This window comes from Mesorhizobium sp. WSM4983 (assembly GCF_029625765.1).
GTDB lineage: Bacteria > Pseudomonadota > Alphaproteobacteria > Rhizobiales > Rhizobiaceae > Mesorhizobium.
In genome coordinates, this window is sequence record NZ_JARTVM010000003.1 from 384968 (window position 1) to 397767 (window position 12800).

Here is a 12800-nt window from a genome sequence, read left to right on the forward strand (position 1 = left end):
GCGACTGCCTCGGCGCTATCAGGTCGGCGGCGTGCCGTTCTCGTCCAGCACGGCGCCGGCGAAATATAGCGAGCCGCCGATGAGGATGCGCGGCGCCGGACCGTCCCAGCTGTCGCGCAACAGCATAAGCGCATCGGCGACGGAGTTGACCGGCTCGGCCGACAGGCCGGCCTCGGTGGCGCGCAGCGCGAGCTCGTCATTGGGCACGCCGGCATCGCTCTTGCTCACCGGCACCGTGTAGACATGGCGGGCAAGCCCCTTGAAGGCGCTGAAATAGCCGGTCTGGTCCTTGGTGTTGATCATGCCGGCGATGAGGATCAGCGGGCGCGGGTTCTTTTCCTCCTGCTCGGCCAGCGCTTCGGCGATGACGACGCCGGCCCCCGGATTGTGGCCGCCGTCGAGCCAGATCTCGGCGCCCTTTGGGGCAAGCTCAACCAGCCTGCCCTGCGTCAGCTTTTGCATCCGGGCGGGCCACGCGGTGCTGGTCATCGCTTTTTCGGCAGCCCGATGGCTTATCTCGAAGCCGGCGGCCTTGACCGCGGCGATCGCCGCGGCGGCATTGGCGAACTGATGCCGACCGGGGAGGCGCGGCAGCGGCAGGTCCATCAGACCGTCCTCGTCCTGATAGACCATGCGGCCGTTCTCCTCGAAGGCCAGGAAATCCTGACCGTAGACAACGGTCGGGCAATCCAGCCGCTCGGCGGTCTCGATCAGCACCTCCAGCGCGGTCTCGCTTTCCTGCGCGCCGATCACCACCGGGCAGCCGCGCTTCATGATGCCGGCCTTTTCGGCCGCGATCAGCTCGACGCGGTCGCCGAGATAGGCTTCGTGATCCATCGACACCGGCATGATCACCGAAACGGCAGGCCGGGAAATGACATTTGTGGCATCGAAGCGGCCGCCGAGCCCGACCTCGATGATCGCCGCCTCGGCCGGATGCTCGGAAAACAGGATGAAGGTGACGGCGGTGAGGATCTCGAAAACGGTGATCTTCTGGCCTTGATTGGCCTTGGCGACGCGCGCGATGGCCTCGGCAAAGACATCGTCGTCGACCAGCTTGCCGCCGCCCTCGGCGGCCAGCCGGTAGCGCTCGTGCCAGTTTACCAGGTGCGGCGAGGTGTGCACGTGGACGAGATGACCGGCCGCCTCCAGCAGCGCCCGCGAGAAGGCGGCGCAGGAGCCCTTGCCGTTGGTGCCGGCGATGTGGATGACCGGCGGCAGCCGGTCCTGCGGGTTGCCGAGACGCTCGAGCAGGCGGGCGATGCGGTCCAGCGAAAGGTCGAAACCTTTCGGATGGAGCGTCATCAGATGTTCGATTTCACGAGCGGCGGCGAGCGTTGTCATGGCGGAATCCTAGAGCATTTGCGGCGAAAGAACAGGATCGCCTTCAATGCTTTTCGTTCGTGTGCAATTCCGGACGCAAAACCGCTGCGCACTCTTGCTGGAATTGCTCTGGCGCATGAGCCCGAAAACCGGGATCGGTTTTGGAAAGGGATCATGCGCAAACAGCTACTGCGCAGCGCAGCTGGCGCAATCGCGGTGGGCGGCAAACGATGTCGCGTCAGGCCTGCGGCCGGGATTCGGCGTTGACGACCGCCGGCGGCAGGATCTCAGGCTCCAATGGCGTCTCGGCCACTGGGGTCTTGAGGAGCATCTTCAACAGTCGTGCGATGGTCGGGCGCATCTCCAGCCGGGAGACCACCATGTCGACCATGCCGTGTTCCATCAGATATTCGGCGCGCTGGAAGCCATCGGGGAGCTTCTCGCGGATCGTCTGCTCGATGACGCGCGGCCCGGCGAAGCCGATCAGCGCGCCGGGCTCGGCGATGTGAACGTCGCCAAGCATGGCATAGGACGCGGTCACGCCGCCGGTGGTCGGGTTGGTCAGCACGACGATATAGGGCAGGCCGGCTTCCTTCAGCCGGTCGACGCCGACCGTGGTGCGCGGCAATTGCATCAGCGAGAGGATGCCTTCCTGCATGCGGGCGCCGCCCGAGGCGGCGAACAGGATCAGCGGCCGCCTGCGCTGCAAAGCGACCTCGAAGGCATGGACGATGGCTTCGCCCGCGGCCATGCCGAGCGAGCCGCCCATGAAGGCGAAATCCTGCACGGTAACCACCACCGGCAGGCCTTCGATGGTGCCGACTGCGTTAAGAATCGCGTCCTCGAGGCTTGTCTTGGCTTTCGCCTCTTTCAGCCGATCGGTGTAGCGCTTCTCATCGCGGAACTTCAGCGGATCCTGCATGACCTTGGGGTTTTCCAGGGTCTCGTATCTGCCGTCGTCGAAGAAGTATCTCAGCCGCTCCTTGGCCGAGATCTTCATATGGTGGCCGGAAGACGGGATGACGAACTGGTTGGATTCGAGGTCCTTGTGGAAGATCATCTCGCCGGTCTCGGGATCCTTGATCCAGAGATTTTCCGGCATGTCGGTGCGCCGGCCGAGCATCGAATTGATCTTCGGTCGAACGTAGTTGGTGATCCAGTTCATCGCTTCGGCTCCTGTCCCGACGAAGAGACGTCCAGCAATTCCAGGAAAAGTGTGTGGCGGTTTTCCGTCCGGAATTGCGTAAAAACAGATAGTCAGACTATTCGGCGGCAGCAAGGCGGGCCGAGCGGACGCCCTGGGCAAGCCCGCTGACCAGCGTGGCGACCGCTTCGGCCGGATCGGCGGTCTTCTCGCCCTTGGGCCCGAGCACATTGGCGACCGCGTTGACAATCGCCGTGCCGACGACGACGCCGTCGGCGGAGGCGCCGATGGTACGCGCCTGCTCGGCGGTCTTGACGCCGAAGCCGACGCAGACCGGCAGCGCGGTGTGACCCTTGATGCGTTTGACCGCCGCCGACACCTTGGCAGTGTCGGCCAAGGCCGAGCCGGTGATGCCCGTCATCGACACGTAGTAGACGAAGCCGGAGGTGTTCTCGAGCACCTTCGGCAGGCGCTTGTCGTCGGTGGTCGGCGTCGCCAGGCGGATGAAATTGATGCCCGCCTTCAGCGCCGGAACGCAGAGCTCCTCGTCCATTTCCGGCGGCAGGTCGACAACGATCAGGCCGTCGATGCCGCTCGCCTTGGCGTCAGCCAGGAAACGATCGACGCCGTAAATGTAGATCGGGTTGTAGTAGCCCATCAGCACGATCGGCGTTTCGTCGTCGCCGGCGCGGAATTCGGACGCCATCTTCAGCGTCTTGACCAGCGTCTGGCCGCCTTTCAGCGCCCTGAGACCCGCCGCCTGAATGGCCGGGCCGTCAGCCATCGGATCGGAGAACGGCATGCCGAGCTCGATGACATCGCTGCCGGCGCCGGGAAGCGCCTTCATGATAGCCAAAGATGTCTCGTAGTCGGGATCGCCGCCCATGAAATAGGTGACCAAAGCCGGACGGCCCTCGGATTTGAGCTTCGCCATGCGGCGGTCGATGCGGGTCGTCATTGTCAGATCTCCATGCCCAGCATCTTGGCCACCGTGTGCACGTCCTTGTCGCCGCGGCCGGACAGGTTGACGATGACGATCTGGTCCTTGTCCATTTTCGGCACGATCTTCATCGCATGCGCGATGGCGTGCGCCGATTCCAGCGCCGGGATGATGCCTTCGACCCGGGTCGTCAGTTGGAAGGCCTCCAGCGCCTCGTCGTCGAGGATCGGCTCATATTCGACGCGGCCCGAATCGCGCAGCCAGGCATGCTCGGGCCCGACGCCCGGATAATCGAGACCGGCCGAGATCGAATGGCCGTCGAGAATCTGGCCGTCCGCATTCTGCAAGAGATAGGTGCGATTGCCGTGCAGCACGCCCGGCGCGCCGGCATTCATCGAGGCGCAGTGCTCGACGCCGTCGAGGCCGCGACCGCCGGCCTCGATGCCGATGATGCGCACATCCTTGTCGTCGAGGAACGGGTGGAACAGGCCAATGGCGTTGGAGCCGCCGCCGACGGCGGCGATGATGACGTCGGGCAGCCGGCCTTCCTGCTCCAGCATCTGGGCGCGCGCTTCCGTGCCGATCACCGACTGGAAGTCGCGCACCAGCTCCGGATAGGGATGCGGGCCGGCGGCGGTGCCGATCAGGTAATAGGTGTCCTCGACATTGGTGACCCAGTCACGCAGCGCTTCGTTCATGGCGTCCTTCAGCGTGCCGTGGCCGGCGGTGACCGGGCGCACCTCGGCGCCGAGCAGCTTCATGCGAAAGACGTTCGGGCTCTGGCGGGCGACGTCGGTGGCACCCATGTAAACCACGCAAGGATAGCCGAAGCGCGCAGCGACCGTGGCGGAAGCGACGCCATGCTGGCCGGCACCGGTCTCGGCGATGATGCGCTTCTTGCCCATGCGCTTGGCGAGCAGGATCTGGCCGAGGCAATTGTTGATCTTGTGCGAGCCGGTGTGGTTCAGGTCCTCGCGCTTGAAATAGACCTTGGCGCCGCCCCCGAGGCCCTTCGCCGAGGAAACCTCCCGAAGATGCCTTGTCAGGCCTTCGGCGAAATAGAGCTTGGACGGTCTACCGGCATAATGGGTCGAAAGGTTCTCCAGCTCCGCCTTGAACTCCGGATCATTCTTGGCCTTGTTCCACTGCTCTTCGAGATCGAGGATCAGCGGCATCAGCGTCTCGGCGACGAAGCGGCCGCCGAAAATGCCGAACATGCCCTGCTCGTCGGGCCCGGTGCGGAAGGAATTGGGCATAGCCGGCCTGTTCATCGCCGATCTCCTGAGTCTTTGCTTCTGAGCACGTCCTTATCGGAAAACCGGTTCCCACTTTTCCGGGACATGCTCGGGTTTGAAAACTTCCTCAGGCGGCGCGGTCGTCGCGCGCGGCCCTGACGGCCCGGAAAAACTGCTCGATCAGCGCCGGTTCCTTGACGCCCGGAGCGCTCTCCACGCCGGAGGAGATGTCTATCCCGGGCGGATTGGCCAGTCTGAGGGCATCGCCGACATTGGCGGCGTTGAGTCCTCCGGAAAGCATGTAATCGAGGCCGGCGTCAAGGCCGGCAAGGATGCGCCAGTCGAAGGCGACGCCATTGCCGCCCGGCAATTGCGATCCCTTGGGCGGCTTGGCGTCGAACATCAAGCGGTCGGCAACGCCGACATAGGGCTTTATCCGCTCGAGATCCGCGGCTTCGCTGACCGACAGCACCTTCATCACCGGCAGGCCGTAGCGGGTCTTGAGCTCGGCCACCTGCACCGGCGTTTCGGAACCATGCAGTTGCAGCATATCCGGCTGCATCCTCGCGACAATATCGTCGAGAAAGTCATCATCCGCATCCACGGTGACGGCAACCGCCTTGGCCTTGCCGATGGCCGCCTGGCGCAGACGGCCAGCCTCGGCCGGATCGACGAAGCGCGGGCTTTTGGCAAAGAAGATGAAGCCGACATGGCTGGCCCCGCCGGCAAGCGCGGCAGCCATCGCGGTGTCGGTCTTCAATCCGCAGATCTTGATGTCGAGCGTCATGGCGCGGGATTGGCACGAAAAGCCGCAAGAGTCGAGAAAAAGCATGCCGTTGCCGGGCCGGCGGAAAGCGCTACCTTTTCGAATAGGGACACAGGCGGGAGCAGGAAGATCATGACCGACAAGACCGTCGCCGAACTCAGACAGAAGATCGCGCAGGCGCGCGAGGTGATCGCGCATCTGATGGACAAGTCCGCTTTCAACGGCGCCGAGGCGCACCGGGCGCTCGACTATTTCGGCAGCGACGCGTTCGACCGGAATTTTCTGCCGTGGCCGCATGCAAGTGAGGAAGGGCTGCGGCCGGAGGAACTCAACGCGGCGAATGACGATTGAGCCGCTGCGCTGGGCCGCCAGCTATACGGGTGCCAGGGCGACGCCTACTCAAACACGATCGCCTGCAGCGCGCCGCCGTTGCGCTTCAGCCAGTCCTTGCAGCGATCGGTGTCGGGGCAGAGCTTTTCGCACAGCTTCCAGAATTTCGGTCCGTGGTTCATCTCTTTCAGATGCGCGACCTCATGCGCCACCAGGTAATTGATGACCGGCGGCGGCGCCATCATGATGCGCCACGAGAAGGACAGATTGCCCTCCGAGGTGCATGACCCCCAGCGGCTGGAGGTATCCTTGTAGCGGATCGCCTTGGCGCGCTTGCCGATCGCCTCGGTGTGCTTGACCACCAGCTTCTCGATCTCGCGCTTGGCCTCGCGTTTCAGATAATCGGCGATGCGGCGCGGCAGGTGGACACGCTCGCCATGGATGATGAGCAGCGGGCCGCGCTCGTCGCGCGCGATGGTGACGGTGCCGCGTTTGGCCGGCTCATGGACGATGCGGTGCGGCACGCCGCGGATCGGGATCTTGATGCCGGGCCGCACCTGCGGGCGCATCGGCACCTTGGCTAGGCGCTGCTCCAGCCAGTCCTGATGGCGGTCGAGGAACTTCTCCACCTCGCCGCGGCGCAAGCCGGGCGGCACCGTTATGCGCAGCCCCTGGCCGCCGGAATCGATACGCAGCGTCAATCGCCGGGCCCTCGCGCTTTCGACGATTTTGAGCGGCAGGGTGCGGCCGGCGACGCAATGCTCGCGCTCCACGACGGGCTTGGGTTCTGGCTTGGTCAGATTGCGAAAGAAGCCGAGGGTCATGGCCGGACGATACGCGATTCGAGAAAAACGACCAGTAGAGTGAGGCTACATGGAGAACAAAAAAGAAACGGCGCCGCTCGCGCGACGCCGCATGTCGGCCGAGTCTTATGATTGAGGCTCAGTCGTCAAGGAGGTTCGACCCCTTGCCGCGCTTCGGCCCCGTCGCTCCGGTTGGACCACTCGTCGTGGTTGGCGCGGTCCGCTTGTTACGCTCGGCCATGAAGCGGTCGAACTCTTCCTGGTCCTTGGCACGGCGCAGCTCGCGGGCATACTCGTCGAACTCGTTCAGCATCTCGTCGAGCTTGCGGCGCTCCTCGGCGAGGCGCTCAAGTTCCTTCTCGCGCCAGTCGTCGAAAGCGACGTTGCCGGTGCGGGACGAGCCATGGCCCCAGCGGGCCGCCTTTTCCGAGCCACGGCGGCAGCCGGCGAAGATGCCGTCGGTGGCGCGGTTGACATCGCGCTTGAAGCCTTCGAGCCGGTCGCCCCAGATGATGTAGGCAAGCATGGCGAAGCCCAGCGGCCAGAACACCATGAAGCCGATCACCATCAGCGCGATGGTCGCCGGCGTCCAGGCCGGACGGATCAATGCACTTGTGTTCATTTTCTCCCAATCCTTCCGTTGGAGACAGCCAAACCGGCTGCGTGGAATCGAAATGGGAAGGCGAAATCGGCGATTCAAGGCAAGTCCGGCCAAAACCGGCGAAAGGCCTGAAATGATTATCGCTTTTTGAGTTTCTCGAGGAAAAGCACTGCCATTCCGGCGACCAGCCCCCAAAAAGCCGCGCCGACGCCGAACAAGGTGAGCCCTGAGGCCGTCACCGCAAAGGTGAGCGTGGCCGGCATGCGCTCGCCCGCATCATGGAGCGCGATCGAGAGCGCGTTGGCTAAAGGCGCCATCAGCGCCAGGCCGGCGACCAGCACGATCAGGCTCTGCGGCAGGACGGCGAAGATCGCCACCAGCGAAGCGCCGAAGATGGCGAAGACCAGATAGGCGAGCGCATAGAACGGCCCCGTCTTCCAGCGCTCGGCGGGATCCGGATGGACATCCGGGCCGGTGCAGATCGCCGCGGAGATCGCCGCCAGATTGGTCGTCGAGGCGCCGAACGGCGCCGAGAGCAGCGAGAACAGCCCGGTGACGCCGATCAGCGGGCCAGGTTCCGGGTGGTAGCCGGCGGCTTTCAGCACCGCGAGACCGGAGAGGTTCTGGGAGGCCATGGTGACGAGGTAGAGCGGCAAGGCCAGGCCAATGATCGCCGAAACGGTGAACTGCGGAGCGATCAGCGTCAGTGTCGACAATTCCGGCGCCGGCAGGCCGCCGACACGACCGGTGAAGAAGGCGGCAAGGCCGCCGCCGATCAGCACGACAAGGACCGAAACCGCCGGGTTGAACAGCCGGATGACGAAGAAGGCGGCGATCAGCGGCAGGATCAGCCACGGATCGGCGGGAATGGCCTTGACCGCGTTGATGGCGAAGGCGACCAGAATGCCGGCCAGCATGCCGGACGCCACCGAGGCCGGAATCTGCGCGATCAGCCGGGTCAGCGGCTTGAACAGACCGGTGGCGATCAACAGGATGCCGGTGACGATGAAAGCGCCGACGGCTTGCGCCATGGTGAAGCCGCTGGAGGCCGCGATCAGCGCCAGGCCCGGCGTCGACCAGGCGGTGATGACCGGCATTTTCGTGCGCCAGGACAGCCACAGGCATTCGATGGCCATGGCCAGGCAGATCGCCGTCACTCCGCTCGCGGTCTCGATCTGAGTGGCGCCGATCGCCTTGGCGGCGGCAATGACGATGGCTAAAGTGCCGCCAAAGCCGACGATCGCCGCAACGAAGGCGGATATCGGGATTGAAATGCGCATGCTCATGAAACCCGCTGGATCAGGTCGCCGACGGCGCGGTTGAGCATGTCGAGATCCTCCGGGCGGGAGAGGCGATGATCGCCGTCGGGGATAAGCGACAGCGTGACGTCATCGGCCGGCAGCAGTGCGGCGAGCTTCAGCGCATGGCCGGAAGGCACGTCGGGATCGGCGAGACCCTGCAGGATATGCACCGGGCAATGGGTGTCGATCGGCCCGGTCATCACCCGGTTCGCGCGGCCGTCCTCGATCAGCGCGCGCGTGTAGATATAGGGCTCGGCGGAATAGTCGGACGGTTCCTCGAAAAATCCCTTTTTCGAAAGGTCGCGCTTCTGCGCCCTGGTCAGCACCGGCTCGATCAGCTCGACGGTAAAGTCGGGCGCCGGCGCAAGCAGCACCAGGCCGGCGATGCGGTCGTCGCCGGCCTTGCGCAATTCCTGCACCATGCGCAGCGCAATCCACGCCCCCATCGAGGAGCCGACCAGGATCTGCTTGCCCTTGCTGAAGCGGCGAAAGACGGCGAGGCTCTCGGCCAGCCATTTCGAGATCGTGCCCTCGGCGAATTCGCCGCCCGATTCGCCGTGGCCGGAATAGTCGTGGCGCAGATAGGCGCGGCCTTCGCGGCTCGCCCAGGCCGACAGCGCCTCGGCCTTGGTGCCCAGCATGTCGGACTTGTAGCCGCCCAGCCAGACGATGCCCGGCGCTGAGCCCGGCCCCTGCCTGACAGCGATCTGCGTTCCGTTCACGTCGATGAAAACTGGTGCGCTGGCGTCCATGACCTCGTCCTTCCGGCCGGTCTTTTGGCACATCCGGCGGTTCGCGGAAAAGTGCTCGCACCTTTTCTTTGCTTGGTGCAGGCAATGGCAAGCTTTGAGGTGATTTCCTGGCGAGGCTGTGCTATTGACTCCGGCCGCGCGCTCACCACATAGGCGCGTCCAAGCGATTGAACTCAAAGAAACCCTGAACGAAACGGCCGAGGAGACCACGACCATTCGCAGACCTTTCAAAGCAGCGGCCCCGACCAAGGACGGTCCGCGCTCCAACCGAGACATCCGGGTGCCCCGGGTCCAGCTCATCGACGCAGAAGGCCACAACCGTGGCGAAGTTTCCATCAACGACGCGCTGCTGCTGGCCGAAGAGGCCGGGCTGGATCTCGTCGAGATATCGCCCAATGCGCAGCCGCCTGTCGTCAAGATCCTCGATCTCGGCAAGCTGAAATACGCCAACCAGAAGAAGGCGGCCGAGGCGCGCAAGAACCAGAAGGTCATCGAGATCAAGGAGATCAAGATGCGCCCGAACATCGACAGCCATGACTACGAGACCAAGATGAAGGCCGTGCGGCGCTTCTTCGAGGACGGCGACAAGGTCAAGCTGACGCTGCGTTTCCGCGGCCGCGAAATGGCGCATATGGAACTCGGCATGCAGCTCCTGAACAAGGTGCGCGAGGAAGTCGCGCCGATCGCCAAGGTCGAGGCCGAGCCGAAGCTCGAAGGCCGACAGATGATGATGGTGCTGGCGCCCCGCTGACGGTGCGCCTCACGTTTCCTTTCCGTCCTGGAGCCATTCCGGCGCGATCGCCGCAAACTGTCGCGCCGATCACGGTTTCGCGAAGGAGAATTGACCGGCCGGCGCTGCTTGGTGCTCCAAAATCCGCCTGAATTGCCGCGCAGGGCGACCCGACGATCGGCGGGGCGCCTGTTTTTCTATCCGATCGCCGGCTTCTCGATGGATCGAGCTCCTCGATCGCGAGCAAATCGACGATCGGATTTTCCCGATCGCGACCAAATCGACGATCGGGTTTTCCCGATCGCGAGCAAAACACGACGATCGGATTGGCCATGGTCGATGAAACAAAGATCCCGACCGACAACCAGATAGAAGGGTTGGGCGGCTACCAGTATATGCGCCGCATCGTGCTGGCGGTGCTCATCGTGGTGCTGTTTGCGGCACTCCTGTTCGGCCAGTCGACGTTCCCTCCCGAGACGCCCGTGCACGAGACGATCGAGATGTTCGGCGTGCTCCTGATCTTCCTGGGCATCGTCGGGCGCTTGTGGTCGACGCTCTACATCGGCGGCCGCAAATCCTCCGAAGTGGTCACCGGCGGGCCCTATTCGATCACCCGCAACCCGCTCTATCTGTTCTCGACCGTGGCGGCAGCCGGCGTTGGCGCGCAGATCGGCTCGTTTTCCGGCATCATCCTCTTCGCGGTCCTTTGCGCCGGCGCGTTCCACATCGTCATCCTGCGCGAGGAGCGCTATCTCAAGGAAGTCCTCGGCGCTCCCTACAAAGCCTATCTGGCGCGCGTGCCGCGCTTCTTTCCCAACCTTTCGCTCTACCAGGAAGGCGACACCGGCAGCTTCAAGCCGCGCCTGCTGCTCAACACGCTGCTCGACGGGCTGGTGTTCCTGGTGGCGCTGCCGGCCTTCGAGCTGATCGACGGCATGCAGCAGTCGGGGATGCTGCCAGTGTGGTTCACACTGCCGTAAGAGTTGACGGACCGAAGCACTATCGATGTGTCGGGCTAACTTCCGGACATGTTAATAGTCTGGCTACACGAATGGTGTAGCGATGATCGCAGCCGAGGGGTGCACTGTGTCGAGCGTCAGGTCGGCACCACCACATTTGCGAATGTCTTCCACACGGAGCAAAGCTTGAGAGTGAGGACTGCCGTTGCCGCCATCGGCGGGTTCATTCTCCTGGCTTTGGCTTGGGTGGCGGCGACCGCCAACCGCGAACATGCGGCAGGGCAATGGTCCTTTACCAAGGATGCCTATGTCGATCGAGGCACCTACTTCCGCCTGAAGGTGGACTTTGCCTATAAGGGCGAGCAGCAGCACTATGACATCGTTGTCGGCTGCAACGTCCTCAACATTCACTACAAGGACAATTCCTCGACCTATGAAGTCGGCCTGATCCCTACTGTTTGGGGCCAGCGGATGGGCGACGGCAAGGCGGTGGTGGTACGCGCGCCCGATGCATGCCGCGGCGACACGACGGAAAATGGCGGCGTGCCCGCGGATTTCCTTCCGGTAATGGTCGTCTATGACAATGCCGATACCGTGGCGTTCGGTGTCGGCTACATGACGGACGACGCCTATCGGAGCCCGAAATCGGTGCTGCGGTTCGACAAAGCGACGGTCGAGCGCGCGACGCGCGCCGAGTTCGATACCTTCCGGGCCAATGGCCCACAGAACATCATTACGCGCAGTCAGTATCATTCGGCACAAAATGACTACCAACTCGGACTGCTCGGCCTCACGAGAACCTATCCGGCATTCGGGCGGAGTTGCTCCGCCTTTTCCCGCTGGAAGCTGGCCGAGCCGGAGCGGGAGATCGTGCGCAAGTACCGGCCAGCAAACGGTGCCCGATACTGGACTATCTCTCAGAATCTCTTGGACACGACCACCCAAGCCTCCCTTACGAACGAAATTCGCGAAGCGCGGAAAAAGGCAAAAAAACAGACCCGCGACGATGGGCTGACCCTAGGGGTAAATGGAGGCTTCTGGCAGCCGGACTTCGGCGCACTGCGCCTCGACGGGACACAATTGGTGGGGCTGAAAGCCAGCAGCAAAGATAGCAGCACCACAAGGGCTGCTGCATTCTATCCGGCGGACACTTCGATGAGGCAGGACAAATGGCCTGTGGAACAGGCCTCGAGGATAGCGGCTTATGAGGTCCTGCGGTCAGTGAACTCCACAAATATCAATATTGATGACGGGCGGAACCGTGGCTTCGCCTATTGCTACAGCGGCGAACCGCCGCCCCGAAACTCACTGGCACTGAGGGAGAAGGTGTAGGGCTTGCCGGCGACCACCACCGTCGATGGGAAAGAACTGGTATCGGGTGCTCCGGAGCACTGGGGCTATGGATTTGACCACGCCAATTTCGTCTTCGATAGCGATGAATATGTATTGGAACGCGTTCTCTTCAATCTCGAGTCCACAAGAGGTGATGTGTAATCGATGAGTGCTGCGCAAGCCGCCTCTGGTCTTCGGGGGCTAGGGGGGTGTTGCGCACCGGCCGTCTTTGATCTATAGGACCGCGGTTCCAGAAAACCGCCCGGCAGGGCATGCCGTGGCGGTTTCATTTGCTTTTCGGGCTCTGGTCGGCCCGAAGCGAGAAAAGAAGCGCGATGGTGCGCCACATTACGGAGTAGCAAAATGCCCAAGATGAAGACCAAATCGGCCGCCAAGAAGCGGTTCAAGATTACCGCCACCGGCAAGGTGCTGTCGGCTGCCGCCGGCAAGCGCCACGGCATGATCAAGCGTTCCAACAAGTTCATTCGCGATGCCCGCGGCACGATGGTTCTGGCTGAACCGGACGGCAAGAAGGTCATCAAGAATTTTCTGCCGAACGGCCTTTAAGCATTCGGTCCGGAACA

15 protein-coding genes are annotated in these 12800 nt (G+C 63.4%); 6 read left to right on the forward strand and 9 right to left on the reverse strand.

The window, feature by feature from the left end; all coding sequences use genetic code 11:
• Window positions 1–18: 18 nt before the first annotated feature.
• From P9254_RS12730 to P9254_RS12750, 5 genes are all read right to left on the reverse strand, one after another.
• Window positions 19–1344 carry a bifunctional folylpolyglutamate synthase/dihydrofolate synthase gene (locus P9254_RS12730; RefSeq protein ID WP_095831872.1) on the reverse strand — a complete coding sequence of 442 codons (1326 nt, stop codon included), beginning with the start codon at window positions 1342–1344 and terminating at the stop codon, window positions 19–21.
• A gap of 217 nt (window positions 1345–1561) precedes the next feature.
• Window positions 1562–2488, reverse strand: coding sequence for an acetyl-CoA carboxylase, carboxyltransferase subunit beta (gene accD, locus P9254_RS12735; protein ID WP_278055014.1), 927 nt, complete (start codon window positions 2486–2488; stop codon window positions 1562–1564).
• A gap of 97 nt (window positions 2489–2585) precedes the next feature.
• A complete protein-coding gene (gene trpA, locus P9254_RS12740) occupies window positions 2586–3425 on the reverse strand; it encodes a tryptophan synthase subunit alpha (RefSeq protein WP_067002941.1) in 840 nt (279 codons plus the stop codon).
• Window positions 3426–3427: 2 nt separating this feature from the next.
• Entirely contained in the window at window positions 3428–4678 is a 1251-nt protein-coding gene (gene trpB / locus P9254_RS12745) for a tryptophan synthase subunit beta (protein ID WP_095831871.1), read from the reverse strand.
• Between the two features lie 91 nt (window positions 4679–4769).
• Window positions 4770–5429, reverse strand: a complete 660-nt coding sequence (locus P9254_RS12750; protein WP_278055016.1) for a phosphoribosylanthranilate isomerase — start codon at window positions 5427–5429, stop codon at window positions 4770–4772.
• A gap of 111 nt (window positions 5430–5540) precedes the next feature.
• Here P9254_RS12750 and P9254_RS12755 point away from each other — a divergent pair, with 111 nt between their 5' ends.
• Window positions 5541–5759, forward strand: a complete 219-nt coding sequence (locus tag P9254_RS12755) for a hypothetical protein (protein WP_067002948.1) — start codon at window positions 5541–5543, stop codon at window positions 5757–5759.
• Between the two features lie 44 nt (window positions 5760–5803).
• On the opposite strand, the gene P9254_RS12760 is transcribed toward P9254_RS12755, so the two are convergent.
• The 4 genes from P9254_RS12760 to P9254_RS12775 all read right to left on the reverse strand — a co-directional run bounded on the left by P9254_RS12760 (window position 5804) and on the right by P9254_RS12775 (window position 9195).
• The gene (locus tag P9254_RS12760) at window positions 5804–6562 is read right to left on the reverse strand and encodes a M48 family metallopeptidase (RefSeq protein WP_067002950.1); all 759 of its coding nucleotides are present in this window, start codon (window positions 6560–6562) and stop codon (window positions 5804–5806) included.
• A 118-nt stretch (window positions 6563–6680) separates the two neighbouring features.
• Window positions 6681–7163 carry a DUF2852 domain-containing protein gene (locus P9254_RS12765; RefSeq protein WP_067002952.1) on the reverse strand — a complete coding sequence of 161 codons (483 nt, stop codon included), beginning with the start codon at window positions 7161–7163 and terminating at the stop codon, window positions 6681–6683.
• A gap of 116 nt (window positions 7164–7279) precedes the next feature.
• Entirely contained in the window at window positions 7280–8422 is a 1143-nt protein-coding gene (locus P9254_RS12770) for a benzoate/H(+) symporter BenE family transporter (RefSeq protein WP_127247489.1), read from the reverse strand.
• Window positions 8423–8424: 2 nt separating this feature from the next.
• Window positions 8425–9195 carry an alpha/beta hydrolase gene (locus P9254_RS12775; protein ID WP_278055019.1) on the reverse strand — a complete coding sequence of 257 codons (771 nt, stop codon included), beginning with the start codon at window positions 9193–9195 and terminating at the stop codon, window positions 8425–8427.
• 214 nt (window positions 9196–9409) lie between these two features.
• On the opposite strand from P9254_RS12775, the gene infC reads away from it, so the two are divergent.
• From infC to rpmI, 5 genes are all read left to right on the forward strand, one after another.
• Window positions 9410–9946 (forward strand): translation initiation factor IF-3, encoded by a 537-nt coding sequence (gene infC, locus P9254_RS12780; RefSeq protein WP_067003282.1) that lies wholly within the window; start codon window positions 9410–9412, stop codon window positions 9944–9946.
• Window positions 9947–10257: 311 nt separating this feature from the next.
• On the forward strand, window positions 10258–10905 hold the full coding sequence (locus P9254_RS12785; RefSeq protein WP_278055021.1) for a methyltransferase family protein: 648 nt from the start codon (window positions 10258–10260) through the stop codon (window positions 10903–10905).
• A 171-nt stretch (window positions 10906–11076) separates the two neighbouring features.
• Entirely contained in the window at window positions 11077–12216 is a 1140-nt protein-coding gene (locus P9254_RS12790) for a hypothetical protein (protein ID WP_278055023.1), read from the forward strand.
• 3 nt (window positions 12217–12219) lie between these two features.
• Window positions 12220–12378: a hypothetical protein gene (locus tag P9254_RS12795; RefSeq protein ID WP_278055025.1), complete on the forward strand. Its 159-nt coding sequence runs from the start codon at window positions 12220–12222 to the stop codon at window positions 12376–12378.
• A gap of 201 nt (window positions 12379–12579) precedes the next feature.
• Window positions 12580–12783: a 50S ribosomal protein L35 gene (gene rpmI / locus P9254_RS12800; RefSeq protein ID WP_027166935.1), complete on the forward strand. Its 204-nt coding sequence runs from the start codon at window positions 12580–12582 to the stop codon at window positions 12781–12783.
• The last annotated feature ends 17 nt before the right edge of the window (window positions 12784–12800 follow it).